This is a genomic window from Fibrobacter sp. UWT3 (genome assembly GCF_900230125.1).
Taxonomy (GTDB): Bacteria; Fibrobacterota; Fibrobacteria; order Fibrobacterales; family Fibrobacteraceae; genus Fibrobacter.
Genome location: NZ_OCSS01000001.1, coordinates 1,293,646 through 1,310,293, shown reverse-complemented (window position 1 = coordinate 1,310,293; position 16,648 = coordinate 1,293,646). Strand labels below are relative to the sequence as shown.

Below are 16,648 nucleotides of genomic sequence, written 5' to 3'. Positions count from 1 at the left end.
AGTCGCGATCGACCTTCGCGAAGCCACTGGATTTGTAGTTTTTTTAATAGTGGGTTCATGAACAACCATATTCATTACCGGTTAAGTTAAAATATATCCTTTTTTCTTGTTAAGTGGTATACCCTTGTGGTCTAGGCAGCCTGTTTTGACAGCCTATATTCCACCGGTGTCATGTAACCGAGCGAACTATGGAGCCGTTTCCGGTTGTAGAACAGCTCGATGTACCTGAAAACGGCCTCCCGCACGTCTTCGATGTCCTTGAAGTCTCGCCTGTAGGCCATCTCCTTCTTGAAGCTTGCGAAGAAGCTTTCCATGCAGGCGTTGTCGTAGGGGCAGCCCGGGGCGCTCATCGAGGGCGTTATCCCATTCTCCGAGAGCATCGTGCGGTAGCCCATGCTGCTGTACTGCACGCCACGGTCGGAATGGAAGATTAGTCCGTCGTGATGGCCGCGTTGCATGATGGCATTGGACAACGCGCGCTTGACAAGTTCCGTGTCGATGTTCTTGCTCACGGCATAACCCACCGCCTCCTTGTTGCATAGGTCAAGTACCACGGCAAGGTACACCCAGCCAAGCGTAGTCTTGACGTAGGTGATGTCGCCGGCCCAGACGGCGTTCAGACTGTCGGGATCGAACTTCCGCTGCACCAGGTTCTCGCTGTACATGGAGTCACATTTGCCCTTGCGGTAGGGTTTCCATTTCTTGAGCGTGACCGGATAGAGACCGTTCTCGCGCATGATGCGGCGCAGTTTCCACACCTTTACCTCGTCACCCTTGTCATGGAGTGCCGCCTGCATCTTCGGGCAACCGTACACGCGGTGGTTTTCTTCGAAGGTGTCGCGGACCTTCTGGACAAGCCGTTCTTCGCGGGCCTTCTTCTCGGCACGTTTTTCCTGCTGGCGCGACCACTGGTAGTAGGAACACTGCGGTATTCCTAGGGCTCTGCACATCTTCCTGACTGAGTATTTCTTGCGGTTCACGTGTATCGCCTCGCATTTCAGTCGTGTGGTCGCATAAAGATGTGCAGGGATTTTTTAGGATCTCTACCGTCTCCTTCTCGTCCGCAAGCTCCTTTTCACGCTTCTTCAGGAGTTTTTCCAGTTCCCTGTTCTTGGCGGCGAGTTCCTCGACGGACACCTTGCGGATTCGCCGTTCCTCGCGGTAGCTCGGCAGGTTGTGTTCCTTGCGGTACTCGTTTACCCACCGACCGACTGTATTGGGCCCGATTCCGAGTTCCTTGGCTATTTGGTTTGCTGACTTTTCGCCTTTCAGGACCAGCTTGATGACCTGTTCCCTTGTCTCGGAGCTATAGTTGATTTTTGCCATTGTTTTACCTTTTGGGGGTTGCGCAATGAATATAGTAGCTTATGCTACCCTCTTATTAAACTCCTGCATGGTCCAGCAAGCCTCGCGCTCGCGAGCGGGCTCTGCGACAAGTACGGCGCCGAACGCGTGAGCCTCGGCTGGGTCAAGCACGACTACGTTGTACTGAAGGCGCTCAGCCACACCGACCATTTCGAAAAGAAGATGCAGGTGGTGAGCGACCTCGAAGGCATCATGGAAGAGGCCTACGAGCAGGATGCCGCGGTAGTCTACCCCGCTCCCGAAAACAACGTTCTCTCGATACGCGAACACGAGCTCTACAGCGCCGCCTACCACACAAAATACATCCTGACGGTCCCCATCCGGAACGGCGAAGACATCGTGGGCGTAATCTGCTGCGAACGCAATTCCAGGCCGTTCAGCGACCTCGACAGCGAACAGGTGTACCTGACGTCCACGCTCTGCAGCGCACGCCTCCTGGAACTCTACACCAAAAGCAGCTGGTTCGGCCTGCGCATGGCAAGGGCAATACGCAAGGGGCTTTCCAAGGTTTTCGGAATCGAGCACACCTGGGCAAAGCTGCTCGGGCTCATCGCCATCGCGTTCATCCTTTTCGCGACGCTCTTTCCGCTTCCGTACAAAGTAAGCGCGCCGGCAATCCTCAAGACCGACAAGATAATCTACACCACGGCCCCGTTCGACGGCTACATCGACACCGTATTCGTAAAGCCGGGCGACGTGGTATACAGGGGTTCGCCCCTGCTGCGCCTCAACCAGACGGAACTCAGGCTCGAAGAGGCCGACCTCATGGCCCAAGAACAGGACAGCCGCCGCGAAATCCAGAAGGCGCAGGCCGCGCACGAGCTCGCCGAAATGCGCATACACCAGGCGCGCCTCGCCCAGACCCAGGCAAAGCTCAAGACCGTGCGCTACAAGCTCTCGATGGCAACAGTGGTCGTGAACGTCGACAGCGCCATCATCATCGAAGGCGACCTGCAAAAAAGGCTCGGCGCCCCCGTGAAGCAGGGTTCCGAACTGTTCCAGATGTCATCCATCGAGAACATCTACGTCGAAATAAACGTCCCCGAACAGGAACTCCGCAACGTGACCATCGGGAACCAGGGCCTGCTCGCCGTCAAGAGCCGTCCCGACTACGCCTACCGTTTCGAGACCAAGCGCGTAAGCCCCACCGCCGAAGTCAAGGAGCAGGAAAACACGTTCGCCGTGCGCGGCGAGTTCGTGTACGGCACTCCCGCATGGTTCCGCCCCGGCATGACGGGCATCGCGAAGATTTTCGCCGAAAAGCACACGCTCTGGTGGATCCTTTCGCACCAGGCCATCGACTACCTGCGCATAAAGCTCTGGTGGTAAAAAATTTATTTTCCCACTTTTTTGGGGAAAAATCTATATTAAAGGCATGGCTGAATCGTGCGAAAAACAGAATATCACTGCAAAGCTAGTCGAATATTTCGGGAATAAGCCCGAAATCGACTCGGCAATTCTGTTTGGCTCCCTGGCCAAGAACCAGTTCAACGAGCACAGCGACATCGACATCGCCGTCCATTCGCAGAACGCCCTCTCCTACGACAGCCTTGCCAAGATGCAGGTGGAACTCAGCCTGCTGTGCAAAAGGGAAGTCGACATCGCCGACCTCTCAAAGGCGGAAGGACTCTTTTTGCATCAGATCATGACGACAGGCGAACGCATCAAGTTCAACCACGACGTGTTCCACAAGTACATCATGAAGGCGCTGTATTTCTACGAGGACTTCCTGCCCATCCAGCGCGCCTGCCGCGCCGAAAGAATCAAGAGGTTTGTTAATGGATAAGGACCTGCTGCAAAAGAAACTAGAAATGCTAGCCAACTGCATCGAGCGAATCAAGTCACAAAATGTGACTTCTCTCGAAGATTTGGAAGCAAGCCTGGACAAGCAGGAAATCATCATCCTGAACCTGCAACGCGCGGTGCAGATTTGCATCGATATCGGCAACCATATTCTGCTGGACTTTTCTGTCGCCCCCACCACCATGGCCGACACTTTCAGGTTCCTGGCCGAGAAGAACGTCATCTCGAAGGAGAATGCAGACAACCTAGCAAAGGCAGTCGCATTCAGGAACATCGCGGTTCATCAATACGAAATCTTGGACAATAAGGTCATTTTCCAGATAATATCTGGGCACCTAGTCGATTTCACAAGCTTCGCCGCCAGCATTCTTAAATAATTTTTTTCAAACAAAATACCATATTCCACGCGGGAATAAAAAAAACAGGGCGGGAGCAATTCGTTTTTGTATCTTTGCTCTCATGATGATTCCTACGTCTAAAAGATTTACCCGTGTGGCCGGTTTTCGCGGCCGCCCCGCACAGCAGAGTGCGGGCCTGTTTGCGCTGTTCCTTTTCGCATCCCTGGTTTCTTGCGCCGGAAACGGCGACCCGCTGACCAACCCGGAACCGAAGGCCGACGAGAGCGGCGCCCCCGCTACCGTGGCCCAGAACTATTACGATTATAGCGACCAGGGCGCTTCGGCGGGCTCGGGCGCGAACGCAAGCGCGGTGCGCAACCCGGACGGCACCATCAGCAACGCGGGCTTCAGCTTCAAGTTCCCGGGCGGCGACTGGACGGTCATCGGCGGCGAGGACGGAGCCCCCTACGAGTTCTACAACGCAAATTCGGGCAGGCGCGCGGTGCTACGCGAGGTAGCGCTCGACGAAGGCGAGCCCATGAACCTCATGGACCGCGCCCGCATGGAAATGCAGAGCCTGGAATCTAGCGGCAAGAAGGCGACCTTGAGCGAGCTCAATCCCGAAGAGGCGTTCGGGACGACCGGCGCGTTCTTCGACATCGCGGGCAAGCGCTACGAGACCCCGTACGAGGCCGTGGGCATGGTAACGGGCAACGGACGCAGCGTCTACACCCTCACGCTTACCGCAACCGACAACGTACCCGCAAAGGACATGCTCAAGGAGGAATGGAAGGAATTCTTCAAGGGATTCACCCTCAACGAAATCGCCGAGGAACAGGGCCCGGAACTCTCTCCGGAACGTATCCAGAACCACACTTCCGCAGCCCTCGGCTACACCTGGAGCACGAAGGACACGCTTTGGCACTTCTGGAACGGCATCGCGAAGCAGAACAACGACCCCGACCTGGTGCTCACCGACAAGTCCGAGGAAGTCTCGCTATTCGTATATGGCGCAATCCTCCCACCCGACGTCATCGGCCAGCAGGACATGTTCAAGGTGCTCCTCACCCGCCTCGGCGTCGACCCGAACAATCGCACGCTCGATGCCCGCCGCGTGAAGGTCGGCGACCGCTACGCCCAGGAATTCACGCTCACCCACATGGTCGGCAAGTTCGACTTTAGCTACAAGGGACGGTTCTTCTACGAGAACGGACGCGGAATCCTGATTGCGGCCTGGACGCAGGGCGCGACGCAGAAGAAATACGCGAAGGCAATAGACAACGCCATCGAAGGGCTAAAGACCGGAGCCGTGCCCGAAATCAAGGACGACAGGAAGCAGAACAAATTCAACGCCGCCGTGATGAACCAGGTGGGCATCCTCCGCCTTGTGGAAGACCAGCCGCTCGTGGCGCTCAGCTACTTCGAGCGCGCGAACAAGATGGACCCCGAGGAACCGCTCTACCTCGTGAACTGCGGGTTTATCTACCAGATGAAAGAACTCTACGGCCCGGGCATCGCCTACTTTACAAGCCAGATGCCGCTGGTGCGCAAGAACGGGAAACTCCTCTCCATCCTCGGCGAAATGTACGAGGTGCTGTTCGACTACAGCCACGCCCGCGAATGTGCGGAAGCGGCGCTCCAGTTCACGCCGAACAACCCCGAATACGTCATCAACCTCTCCGACGCGCTCTGGGGACTCGGACAGCGCCACCAGTCGCTTGTTGTGGTGCAGCGCCTCTATGACACGCAGCCGAGCAGTCGCCTGGGCGTGTACCTCGCAAAGACCTACATGGGCCTCGACCAGTACGCCGAAGCCGTCGAAATATTATATGGGGTACGAGGCCGGTTCGGGATGAGCAAGGATTTGGGCGAAACCCTCATGGACGCCCTCATGTTCCTGGGCCGCTACGAGGAAGCCCGCGCCATCAGCGAAGAGACTCTCCAGAAGGAAAAGAACGATTACAAGCTGTGGACCATGCACGGTAAAATCCTCTTCTACAGCCACAACTACCGCGACGCCGAAAAAGCGCTCACCAAGGCGCTCTCGCTCAAGGCCGACAACGAAGACGCGAAGAGCTTCCTCAGCGCCACCAAGGCGTTCCTCGGGAAGGCCGACAACCGCACGCTGCAAAAACCTATCACGCCCGTGGAAGAACGTACCGCGAACATCAAGAGCCTGCTGAGCGCAAAAGCCAAGCAGGAAGCCGTCGAGGGCGACTTCCCCGCCGTGGTGCACTACCGCAAGGAATGCCTGAAGGCCGAAAAGAACCAGCCGTGGAGCAGGAGCGAGGAAATGCTCATGGAAATCCTCGACGTGCGAGGTGCCGCCATCTACCGCGAGTTCACCTTCGATTTTCTGCCGGGTTACGACCGCATATTCCTCAACGCGCTCGAAGTGTACGACAGCAACTGGAACCTAAAGCAGAAGGCTAGCCTCAACGGCGCCTACATCACCTACGCGACCGAAATCGGCGGCAAGAACGAAAGCCAGATGGCGCACTTCCCGCTCTCGGAACTCGCGCCGGGCGACTTCATTTATCTGCAGTTCAGCCGCACCGCCATCGAAGCGAAGGGCATGATTCCCTACACCGACTTCGTGAGCAGCAAGGACGTTCCCGTGGGCCAGTCCATATTCCGCGTGTACGCCGACACGAACGCGTTCACCACCGAGGAATACGGACCGCTTGAGCGCGAGAACATCAAGGGCGGGCGCGAATGGAAAATCGAGAGCCCGGTCGTGATGCGCAAGGAACTCTACATGCCCGTGTACCGCGATTTTGGCGCAGGCCTGATGCTCACCGGCAAGCAGCAGTGGAAGGAAGTCGGCGAAGACTACCAGAACCTCATCAAGCACCAGTTCAAACAGGCTGTGAGCGTGCGCGAGAAGGCATTCGAGGTGAAGGGCAACAAGATTGGGAACGAGGCCGTCAAGGCAATCGCGAACTTCGTGCGCCACGATATCCGCTACCGCGATATCCGCTTCGGCGGCCACAGCCTTATCCCGCAGACCGCCGAAGTGACGCTCAAGGAGCGTCGTGGCGACTGCAAGGACATGGCTCTATTGCTTAAAGAAATGCTCGCGACCATCGGCGTCAAGAGCTACCTCACCGCAATCCACCTCACGGAAGAGGGCTTCTCTCAGCTGCCGACCATCCAGCAGTTCAACCACATGATTCTCTACGTGCCCAAGCAGGACCGCATAAGCGAGATGTGGATCGACGCGACCGACAAGACGGGCAACGACCGCCCCGTCCCGCTCGACATGGAAGGGAAAGTCGCCCTCATCATCGACGGCGAGAACAGCCGCGTGACGCAGACGCCGATACTCGAAGACAACCAGGAACACAAGATTGCGATTGACCACAGGCTCTTTATCGGGAACGACGGCACCTGCGAGTTCCGCGATTCCGTGACGCTGGAAGGCAAGTTCGCAAGCGCCATCCGCAACAAGTTCTACGGGCGCGAAGTCAAGGAGCAGGAAAAGCTCATGGAAGACTTCATGGCGCAGGGCGTACCCGACGTGAACATCTCGAAGGTCGAAATCAAGAACCTCGACGAGTTCAACAAGCCTCTCGTTCTCGTTACCACCTACGGGTCCAAGGCGTACTTCGGGCAGGGCAGCGAAATGAAGGGGCGGTTCCCCAACGTTTGGGAGCGCAGCCTGTTCAAGATGCCCAAGGTCGCAAAGCGCCACCACCCCATCCGCATGCCGCACGAGACGCAGTTCCACTACAGCCTCACCGTAAAGGCTGCCGACGGCAAGAGCGTGAACGTGGTCGGCCCGAAGGCACTCGCCCGCGACGCTGACTACGTGAGCTTCGAGAAGGGAGTAAACGCCGGGGCGCAATCTTCCATCAAGTGGACGACGTTCGCGCTGTACGCCGACCCGAGCGAATACAACAAGATTCGCGAGGAATGGGACTACCTGCTGAGCGAAACGAGCCCGATGGTGCTTGTGAAATAGATGGCGGGAAGCCCGCAGAAAGCGCATTTAGGGAAAAATACAGACCAAACGGGTTTCCACGAGCCTTTTGGTCTGCTTTTTTAGAACAAATTAAGCACATTTTCATGTTCGGGAGGGCTATTTGGAGAAATTTCACCCTCTATTTTACAAGAAATTGCGATTTTTAGGATGTTTTACTACATATAAATTAACAAACAGCAGACTAAACAGGCGATCCAACAGCATTTAGTCTGCTTTTTATGCAAAAAGCAACATTATGGAATCAAAGTGTCCAGGATAACAATTAGGAGGGGTAATAGATGGTCAGAACGTCGGGACCGAGCATTGCCGACTCGCGGGCAACGGCACCCGAGGGAACTCCGGGAAATGCAACCGCAGTAAGCGCGGGCTTGCCATCCCCGCCTTCAAGAACTTCCTCGACACGCGGGTCCGTGGAGTGCCACAGGTCGAGGCGGTTCCAAAGGGGGGGATTTTCGGGCGCATCGCCAGCAACCCCATCAAAAAGGAGATGCGCAAGCGTCGCGCCGGGTTCGACCATCAGGCGGTGCATCCCGCGGCGGGAAAGTTCCGCAAGCATCTCGCGCCAGCAGGCAGCAAAGTCACCCGCGCCCAGGTGCACGACCTCAACATGCGGGAGCGATGCAACTGCAGGCTGTTCCACAAGGGAAAATACGAGTGTACGTTTATCGCCCGCGGCGCAATCAGCCGCATTGAAGAACTTCAACGCGCGAACATCCTCATCGCCAAAAACGCGGTGCCCCGCCCAGAGGACCTTCACAGGATTGTTCCCGCGGGCATACCTCACATCAAGCGAGGGATTGTCCGCAAGGAGCGTCCCGGCACCCACGAGAACCGCATCGCTCATCGCGCGCAGTTCATGGTTCCAGCAGTTCGCACCCTGGCCCGTTATGCAAAGCGGGGCATGCGAGCCATCGGGCCGTGCGACCCCCATGAATCCCGATTCCGACACGGCGCACTTTACTTCGACAAACGTCATCTTGTTGCGCACAAAGTAATCATACGCCTCGAAGTAGCGCTCGATTTCTGCAAATACGCTACGCCCCTCGATTTCTGCTTCTGAAGGCGCGCGCATCCCGCCACCCGAGATAGCCCCAACCCTCCCGGCACCGGAGATTGACCCAGCATACCCGACACCCGAAATAGAACCAACATTCCCAGCACCCGAAATAGGCACGGGATTGCCGGCAGCACGCCCGGAAGCATCGTACCCGAACACGCGGCAACCGCTCCCGCAATCGCCTTCATCCGCCTCCTCGAAAGAAGCGGCAATGCAGGCTTCAACACCCTCGAAAACGCGGACTCCCGCCTCCTCGAGAACCTTGCGGCTGTTGCCGCGCACAACCGGATTCGGGTCGGCGTGCGCGAAATAAACTTCCTCGATTCCGGCATCAATGATTGCCTTGGTGCAGGGGGGCGTGCGGCCATAATGGCAACAGGGCTCGAGCGTCACGTATATGGCCGCGCCGCGGGCGAGTTCGCCCGCGTCACGCAGCGCCATCACTTCGGCATGGGCGCTCCCGGGGCGCTGCGTACGCCCCTTCCCCACCACAATCCCGTCTTTAACGACAACAGCCCCCACAGCAGGATTAGGACGGCTAACCCCGATGGAGAAAAACGATTCTTCAAGTGCGAGCTGTAGGTAGTTCACTGTATTGCAAGACTGGATTTTCGACGCAGTTTACCCTGAGCCTGTCGAAGGGCTCAGGATGACAACTGACTAGTTCTTCGGGAAGGCCATGAAGCCGCCGACCACGTTGAACACGCGCTCGTACCCGTTCTGGATAAGGAAGTTCGAAACAGCCATGCTGCGCTTGCCGCTACGGCAGAAGATAAGCAGGTCCTTGTCCTTCGGGAACTCGCCCAGGCGCTGTTCGGCTTCCTGGAGCGGAATGTTGATGGAACCCGGGGCAGTACCCTCGGCAACCTCGCCCGGAGTGCGCACGTCAATCAGCACGCCACCGGCCTTCTGCATTTCGAGAGCCTTCGCCCAGTCGATGTTCGTAATCTGCGCCTTCGGGGCTTCCGGAGCCGGAGCAGGTTCTGCAGGCTTGGGCGCCGCGACCGCAGCCGCGGGCTGTGCGGCGGGGGCTCCCTTCGCAGTTGCTGACTTCTCGGCATTCGCTTCGTTGCAGGCACAAAGCATAAACGCAGAACAAATCACAAGACCGAATAACTTTTTCACAATATCTCCTTTTGATTAAACGTTTTCTTCGTCTTCTACAAAGTCGCTCTTGTCAAGCATTATGTACACGCCCAAAACGGAATGGAGCACATTGTCCTTCGACTTGAGCGGAACCGCGTTGAACATGAGCAGGCTGTTTTCCTTCATGAAGCCGCCCTTCCAGGCAACGCTCCTTCCGGTATCGAACACTTCCGAGAATATTTTCGACACGTACGGCAGGATTCTGCTCGTAAGGACCGTATCCAGGTTCTTCCCGTAGATATCTTTCGGGTTCACAATCTGGAAGTCGGTCGCAAAGGCCTGGTTGCAGCCCTGGATGGTAAAGTTCCTGTCGATCCACAGCACGCGCACATCGGGGAACGAGAGCGCCGCCGAAAGCATGGCTTCCTTGTCGTCATCGTCCGAAACAGGGTTGTCGAGTACCATATCCATGCGGCGTGCCGAGCCCTGCAGCACAAGGCGGTTGTCCTCGTCGTTTACGAGCCTGCAGCGGAAGCAGTACCACACCATAGCCCTGTCGGCACCATACAGACGCAGCTTGATTGTCTCGAACGGATCGCCCCTGGAACCGTAGGTATGGAAATCCTTGACGCGTGCATTCACCACGGAATCGAGAAGGTTGTAGTCGGATTCCGGCATCATCTTGCGGATATCCACATAACCCGTCGACTGCGGGATAACACGGTGTTCCTCGTCCATCAGCGGCGTGAGGAGCCTGAACCTTCGGTCATCGACCTCGAAATTCCAGAGGAAGTCGCCGGTATTCTGCAACAGGTTATCGAGCCGCACCTGGATGCGCTCGCGTTCCTTCCTGTTCTCGTTTTCGCGGGTAAAGTTCTTGATAAAGCAGATGTAGCGGTATTCCTGCACGGATACATAATCGAGCACCGTCTTCATTTCGTACCACTGCACACGGCTCTGGTCGGAGTTCGCATTTGTCGGGTCTATTTCCACGGAAAATACAAACGACATGTTCTGGTGTTTTTCCACCTCATCAAAGTACAGCTTCATTCGGGACCAGTCCTTCGAGCGAAGCAAGTCCTGGAAAATATTGCCCGAAGAGAGCCTCGCAAACAGCGGGTCGGACGTGTACATCGGAAGCCCGTACAGGAACTCGAGCCTGCGCGACAGCACAACAATAAACTCGTTGACACTGCCCTGGAACTTGTCGTAAAGCCTCTGCTTGTGAATGCCCTCGCGCAGCAGGAACACGAAAATGCAGCACGCCACCAAAAGGATGACGCACGTAAAGGCTAGCACAATGACCCAGTTTATTCCGAGTCCGGCAACGGAAATCGCAGAATCCATACCTACAAGATAAACAAAATATCGCGCCGGGAACATCTATTCCTGTAATTAAGTTCACTTTTTTAGCGATTTGGACACCCAGAGCCCTTCCCACGGGCCAAGAGCGCCGCTCGTACCATATTTTGCCCCGATTCCATACCCGGAAAAGGCGAACGAAATCCCGAACGCAAGCGAAAAGCCCGGAAAACTGTACGAGGTTTCGATACTCCCCCACGCAAAGCGGAGGCTTGTGCCGACGAAAACAGCCTGCATGTCCGTCGCGACATAGGCACGGAAGGATTGCGAGGCGTCCCAGAACACGCCCGCACGCGGGTACTCCCGCCATTCGTCAGTAAAGCCCTGCCACCAGGAAGCAAGCGTGAAGCCCCTCGCCTGCGCGGAGATTCCAAACTTGAGCCTGTAGCGGAGCCAAGCGGCATCGCCCGGAACCCACTGCGTTATACCGCCGAACCCGAGACCCGCCACAAGGAACCAGCGGGAAAAAGACGCCTCGATGGAAGCACTCGACTCTCGGAACAGGGAATCGAGCGCGTAGTAGCCGTAGAGAAACGCGACTCGGTAATGCGGGTTGCCCCACTCCCCCGCGGCAGAGAGCACCCATTCATCGGGAGAATCCGAACGCATGTACCCCGAGATGCCGAACGCGGGAACGGACTTGCGCGCAGGAGTGGAGTTCCAGCCCGGGAGACCCTCGGGAGCGCAACCGAAATCGCCCACAAAGGCGACAGGAGCATCGAAGCAGAAGGCCTGCGAGATGAAACCCGAAAGAAAGCCAGCAAGGAAGATGATGGCGGCAAGGCGACGCAGTTCAAGACAGGAGTTTTGACAGCACGGGATCAAGCCGCGCGCGATTAAACGGCCCTGAACTAAATGGCCCGCGATTTTAGACAAACTAAGGACGCAATACAATTCCCACCACCTTTTCATAATCGCCCTGCCTCGCCGCCACGTAGTTCACGCCGCGGCTCCCCAGGCTTTGCACGGGTACGTCCATCCACTGCGGGGAACCCGCCTGCGCAACGGCGTTCCACACCTCCCTGCTAGCCGAATCGAGCAGGCGAAGCTTCACCTCGCCCTCCCCCTCGACCCGAACCCGCAGGGGCACGCCGCGCGCACGCACCACCCGGCTGGAAAGCGTCAGCGTGAACGGGGCCTCGGTCTTTTTGCCCGCCTTGCGCACAAACCCGGGCGAATCGTCGGTAGCACCCGAAAGCGGGCTGAAACCTGCAGGGCAGACCGCAGTCCCCTTGCCCCAGCTAACCGAGTCTATAACCTGCCCTCCGTAACACAGGGCGACCGACCCGCCGGTGTTGTTCAGGTACCCGAGCGCCACCTGCACTATCCGCACGTCGGGGAACCCGACCTGCCTCCTCAACTCGAGCGAATCGCGCGTCACGAGAAGCGCCTGCAGGGGGTATAGGGAATCCCCGCTACCGCCCAGCACGCCGCCCCTGCCGCAGAAACCCACCTGCGACAGCGGCACCGCCGAACGCGACGCGTTGAACACCTCCACCCACTCGGGAACGGGCTCCTGCGGGCAGTGGTGCACCTCCGATATCACCAGCGGGGCCTTGCCCGGTACCACGAGAAGCGTATCGATTTTGTCATTCAGCGGGTACTCGTCTTCCGGGAGCGAGACCTGCAGCAGCACGCTCCCTCGGGCGGTAAACCCGAATCCGAACCGGCCCGAAACGGCGAGCGTATCGAGCCGTCCGGATTGCGGCGCACCCGCCATCAGGTCGAGCCAGCCCGCATGAACCTGCGCGCTGTCGCAACCATCAAGAACGCCCTCCACCCGGAAGTCAAACACGCCCGCGGAAACCTCCCCGGGCACGACCCGCAGTGCGCCAATCCCGCAGTCTGCAATCCCCTGCTCGTAACCTGCATTCGCGAAACCCGGCGTGGCGGCGGTAAACTCCCAGTCGTCGGTCTCGCTCCGCCGCTGGTATGCCTTCCCCGCCTTCGAGGCCGGCACCAGCACGGAATCCGTGCACGTGCCCGCCTCGAGTTTCCACAGACTTTCCCGCGAATTCGGGAGCGATTCCTTGAATACCGCGCAGGCGACATTCTCCCGCACGGGGCAAAACGCGCTGTCGTGTACCAGCACCAGGCGGTTCCCCTCCGGATACGGCACCCGGACAGCCGCCTTCCCGTCCATGAGCAGCGTTAACGTGTCCGCCCGGAACGTAGCATCCAGGCGCACCTCGACAAACTCCCCGTCCTGGTCAGGTACGTCCGTCGGGTCCGGAAACACCTCCACAAGCAATGGGCATGCGGGAATGGTTACCGCAAGCCAGGGCAATAATTTCATGTAGTCCCCCGAAGGGGTTTATCCCGCCCGCCGTCCCGAAGGAACGCCACCTAACTGGAGCAAGCCAGGATATCAGTCGACCGAGTAGTCGCCTGGAAGAATATAGGCAACGGGGTTTACAGGACGGTCGCCGACCCAGACCTCGTAGTGGAGGTGCGAGCCGGTAGACATGCCGGTAGAACCCATATAGCCGATGATCTCGTAGCGGTGGACCAGCTGTCCAGGCTTGACGAGGAGCATCTGCATGTGACCATAACGGGTACGAATCCCGTTTCCGTGGCTTATCGCCACAAAGTTACCGAACGACGGATTGTACATGGCGTTTTCCACCACGCCGTCCGCCGTCGCAAAAATCGGGGTCCAGCGCTCGTTCGCAATATCCACACCCTGGTGCATGCGGCCGACTTCGCCGGTTACCGGGTGGACGCGCGGGCCGAACCCGGAACCGAGCCTGCCTCGCGTGGGAGCGATAGAAGGTATGTAACGCCAGCGGGACTGCTGCTGCCCCACGTATTCGGAGAGCGAGGAGAACGCGGCGTTGTTCATGTCGAGCTTGTTCTGGATGCGCGCTGCATTCTCGCGGAGGAGCGCCATGCGTTCAAATACCGGGGAGGTTCCGCGCACCAGGAGCGACTCGGGGCCGATAAAGCCACCGGTTCCCAGTTCACGGGCCTGAGCATCGGGCGGGGTAAGCGCGAACTTGGAATGCACGCGCTGTTCGTCCTTGAAAAATACGCCGGAAGTCCCGTCCAGATAGTCGAGCGTACCCTCGATCTGCACCATCTGGCGGTCAAGGTACTGGCGCGACTTGATGACATGCTTCAGCACGGCATCGTGCACGAAGGTAGCGGAAAACTGGACTACGAGAAGGAGGAGGCCAACGACGACGAAGGCGCGGACCGCCCAGTGCCCGCGGAAAAGGAATTCCGGCAAGTTGAGGGTCACCGACTTCGATGAATTCTGGTAATGGATGTTGGCCTTTACGAATTTCACGGGCAAGAAGATAGAAAAACACCCCTAAAAAGAAAAGTAAAAACCTCTATTATATTGTAAATTCCGCATTTTTGCTCAAATTTCGCAAAAAACGGCATCAAAATAAGAAAAAAGTAAGAGGCCGCCACGCGGGCGGCACTGTTCACTAGACCGGGTTGTCAATATCCACGAACTTGGCGGGTATCTTGAGGTCGTTCTCGATTTTCCGGGCAAGGGCGCGCACGGCAAAAATCTCGGTGCGGTGGTGCCCCGCAGAAACCAGGTTGAACCCGAGTTCCTCCACGGCGATGGGCACGGCCTCCTTGATTTCGCCGGTAATAAACGTGTCGCAACCGAGGGACTTGGCCTCCTCGATGCCGCTTGCGCCGGAACCGCTGCAGATGGCGACCTTCCGGACAGTCTCGCTACCGTAAAGGAGGCTGTGCTGAACCCCGTGCTCGAAAACTCCGCAGGCAAGGTCCACAAAGCCCTCGCGCGAAACAGGCTCGGCAAACTCCCCCACGACGCCCACGGTGCGTTCGCCCTCACGCATAAACCCATCAATCTTCTCGAGGCCAAACGCTCGGGCAATCTGCACGTTGTTCCCGATTTCCATGTGGCCGTCGAGCGGCAGGTGGTAGCCGTACAGCGAGATGCCGTTTTGCATCAGGCGGCGCATGCGCTCGCCGAACTTGCCCACGAGCACGCGGTTCTCGCCCTGCCAGAACCCGTTCGGGTGGTGCACGATAATGCAGTCCGCATGCTCCTCGATGGCGGCATCGATAAGCCTGTCGCGGAAAGATACTCCCGTCACGATGCGGGTCACCTTGTCGGAAGCCTCAACGCAGAGACCATCCACACAGTAGTCCTTGAACATCTGCGGTTCAAGAAGGTCGTTCAGCCAGCCGGAAAAATCAGAAATTCGCATGATACCCTGCTAATCGTCCTTGTAAGCATCCACGACACACCGGACGGAGGCCTGAGCCGCGGGAGAAAATTTCTGGCCCAAGTCAATACAGCAGCCATCACCTAAATGATACATACCGACAGCACCATCTGTCAACGTGGAACTCCAGAAATAGGCCCCCGCACCCTTATCCTTGTACACGCCTTCCTCGTTCATGTAGCCTGCGGGCTTCGCCGCAAAGCGGAAAAAGTCATCGCGCGCGGAACTGGAATTTGACCAGAGGGAATCCCTGGAGCGGAGCCAGGATGCAACATAGCTTGAGTTTTCCTTGAGCTTTTCAAGATAATCGCGCATGGAGTTCCATTCATCAGAAGACGGCAGGTGCGTCCCTGGCGGGCAGACCGACTGAGCCGCCTCCCAGTCATAGAGTTTCCCGTAGATTTCACAATTCTCTGTACTGTCTCCGTAGCAGGAACTCTTGCCTACCTCGGGCTCAATATCGACATTGCGGGCAAGCCAGAACTGCGGCCCTACTGCAGTCACCCTGTATTCGGACGAATCACGCGGATCGACCAGTTTTGCGGCATTCTCGTCAAAATCGCTATAAGCGGAAGAATCCAGAGAATAGACTCTCCCCGGTTCCACGTCGCGCACGCAACGCAGGGAGTAACCGTTGTACTTGTCTTCGTAAAGGAGATTGACAACATCGTACTCGTAGAAGCGTACCGCATTTGCATACTCGAAATGCCTTTCGCTGGATGTCCAAAAATAGGTTTCGGACCCCTTGTCGAAATAATCCCACTTTATGTAGCCGTTAGGGTCGTCAGTATCGTCAAAGACCCTGCGCTGGATCCAGACTCCCGCAGGCATCACGGAGAATCCGTACAGGTTTGTCCCTTTGTCCCAGGAACGGATATCCTTGAAACTATTGCTAACCCCTTCGTAATCCATATATTCGCTATAGTTCGTCTTTACCTGGCTTGCGTAAAGTCCGAGCAGGCGCTGCCACTCTTCACGCGAGGGAACATGCCAGTGTTCCGGACAGATTCCCCGGAACGTCGTATGGACAAAGCAGAGAGTCCCCATGCCGCACTGGTAGCAACGGCGGTTCGCCGCACAGTTGAAGCACTCCGGGTCATCGCTGTCGCAGGTGACCCCGGTGGTATCCATGACGGCGCCCCAGGTGTAGAGGCGACCGTACTTCTTGCAGTTCTTCGGGTCATCGTCGTAACAGAAACTCCCTCCCTTAGGCGGGATATAGCGGAGGTTCTCTGCCATCCATTCCTGGTCACCTATAACGACGGTTGCATAGAATTCCCCGTCACGGTTATCGACAAAGGATCCAAATTCAACCCCTTCCGGCACACTTCCCGGAAGGTTATCGCGTACAACGGAATTGTCGTCACCACAGGCTGTAACAATCAACCCCGATGAAACCAATGCGGTAAGCGCAAAAATTCGAAAAAACATGAGTTAC

At 57.3% G+C, this 16,648-nt stretch carries 13 protein-coding genes and 1 pseudogene; 4 read left to right on the top strand and 10 right to left on the bottom strand.

All coding sequences use genetic code 11. The features are described 5' to 3' along the window. Nucleotides 1-131 precede the first annotated feature (131 nt). On the bottom strand, nt 132-980 hold the full coding sequence (locus CRO08_RS05630; RefSeq protein WP_176495013.1) for an IS3 family transposase: 849 nt from the start codon (nt 978-980) through the stop codon (nt 132-134). A gap of 118 nt (nt 981-1,098) precedes the next feature. Continuing rightward, nucleotides 1,099-1,326, bottom strand: a pseudogene (locus CRO08_RS17290) (transposase); the annotation flags it as partial. Nucleotides 1,327-1,344: 18 nt separating this feature from the next. On the opposite strand from CRO08_RS17290, the gene CRO08_RS05620 reads away from it, so the two are divergent. The 4 genes from CRO08_RS05620 (at nt 1,345) to CRO08_RS05605 (ending at nt 7,470) form a co-directional block, all read left to right on the top strand. Continuing rightward, entirely contained in the window at nt 1,345-2,694 is a 1,350-nt protein-coding gene (locus CRO08_RS05620) for an efflux RND transporter periplasmic adaptor subunit (RefSeq protein ID WP_097035376.1), read from the top strand. Nucleotides 2,695-2,740: 46 nt separating this feature from the next. Further along, complete coding sequence (locus CRO08_RS05615; protein WP_097035375.1) at nt 2,741-3,151, top strand: nucleotidyltransferase domain-containing protein; 411 nt, start codon at nt 2,741-2,743, stop codon at nt 3,149-3,151. After that, nucleotides 3,144-3,545, top strand: a complete 402-nt coding sequence (locus CRO08_RS05610) for a DUF86 domain-containing protein (protein ID WP_097035374.1) — start codon at nt 3,144-3,146, stop codon at nt 3,543-3,545. The genes CRO08_RS05615 and CRO08_RS05610 overlap by 8 nt, the downstream gene beginning before the upstream one ends. Nucleotides 3,546-3,627: 82 nt before the next feature. Then, on the top strand, nt 3,628-7,470 hold the full coding sequence (locus CRO08_RS05605) for a transglutaminase domain-containing protein (RefSeq protein WP_255252247.1): 3,843 nt from the start codon (nt 3,628-3,630) through the stop codon (nt 7,468-7,470). A 283-nt stretch (nt 7,471-7,753) separates the two neighbouring features. Here CRO08_RS05605 and CRO08_RS17285 read toward each other — a convergent pair whose 3' ends face one another. The 8 genes from CRO08_RS17285 to CRO08_RS05560 all read right to left on the bottom strand — a co-directional run bounded on the left by CRO08_RS17285 (nt 7,754) and on the right by CRO08_RS05560 (nt 16,641). Then, a complete protein-coding gene (locus CRO08_RS17285; protein ID WP_255252246.1) occupies nt 7,754-9,139 on the bottom strand; it encodes a dihydrofolate reductase family protein in 1,386 nt (461 codons plus the stop codon). Between the two features lie 69 nt (nt 9,140-9,208). After that, complete coding sequence (locus CRO08_RS05590) at nt 9,209-9,673, bottom strand: rhodanese-like domain-containing protein (protein WP_255252245.1); 465 nt, start codon at nt 9,671-9,673, stop codon at nt 9,209-9,211. A gap of 15 nt (nt 9,674-9,688) precedes the next feature. Next, nucleotides 9,689-10,981 (bottom strand): hypothetical protein, encoded by a 1,293-nt coding sequence (locus CRO08_RS05585; RefSeq protein ID WP_097035372.1) that lies wholly within the window; start codon nt 10,979-10,981, stop codon nt 9,689-9,691. A 54-nt stretch (nt 10,982-11,035) separates the two neighbouring features. Next, nucleotides 11,036-11,872: a hypothetical protein gene (locus CRO08_RS05580; RefSeq protein WP_141398255.1), complete on the bottom strand. Its 837-nt coding sequence runs from the start codon at nt 11,870-11,872 to the stop codon at nt 11,036-11,038. A 1-nt stretch (nt 11,873) separates the two neighbouring features. After that, a complete protein-coding gene (locus tag CRO08_RS05575; RefSeq protein WP_141398254.1) occupies nt 11,874-13,292 on the bottom strand; it encodes a lamin tail domain-containing protein in 1,419 nt (472 codons plus the stop codon). 72 nt (nt 13,293-13,364) lie between these two features. Next, nucleotides 13,365-14,285 carry a M23 family metallopeptidase gene (locus CRO08_RS05570; RefSeq protein WP_072812183.1) on the bottom strand — a complete coding sequence of 307 codons (921 nt, stop codon included), beginning with the start codon at nt 14,283-14,285 and terminating at the stop codon, nt 13,365-13,367. A 145-nt stretch (nt 14,286-14,430) separates the two neighbouring features. Next, on the bottom strand, nt 14,431-15,192 hold the full coding sequence (locus tag CRO08_RS05565; RefSeq protein ID WP_097035369.1) for a Nif3-like dinuclear metal center hexameric protein: 762 nt from the start codon (nt 15,190-15,192) through the stop codon (nt 14,431-14,433). Nucleotides 15,193-15,201: 9 nt separating this feature from the next. Next, nucleotides 15,202-16,641 carry an FISUMP domain-containing protein gene (locus CRO08_RS05560; protein WP_097035368.1) on the bottom strand — a complete coding sequence of 480 codons (1,440 nt, stop codon included), beginning with the start codon at nt 16,639-16,641 and terminating at the stop codon, nt 15,202-15,204. Nucleotides 16,642-16,648: the final 7 nt, after the last annotated feature.

Coding starts and splice junctions, on each gene's coding strand:
- CRO08_RS05615 (WP_097035375.1), top strand. CDS start 2,741: ATGGCTGAATCGTGCGAAAAACAGAATATCACTGCAAAGCTAGTCGAA.
- CRO08_RS05610 (WP_097035374.1), top strand. CDS start 3,144: ATGGATAAGGACCTGCTGCAAAAGAAACTAGAAATGCTAGCCAACTGC.
- CRO08_RS05605 (WP_255252247.1), top strand. CDS start 3,628: ATGATGATTCCTACGTCTAAAAGATTTACCCGTGTGGCCGGTTTTCGC.
- CRO08_RS05585 (WP_097035372.1), bottom strand. CDS start 10,981: ATGGATTCTGCGATTTCCGTTGCCGGACTCGGAATAAACTGGGTCATT.
- CRO08_RS05575 (WP_141398254.1), bottom strand. CDS start 13,292: ATGAAATTATTGCCCTGGCTTGCGGTAACCATTCCCGCATGCCCATTG.
- CRO08_RS05565 (WP_097035369.1), bottom strand. CDS start 15,192: ATGCGAATTTCTGATTTTTCCGGCTGGCTGAACGACCTTCTTGAACCG.
- CRO08_RS05560 (WP_097035368.1), bottom strand. CDS start 16,641: ATGTTTTTTCGAATTTTTGCGCTTACCGCATTGGTTTCATCGGGGTTG.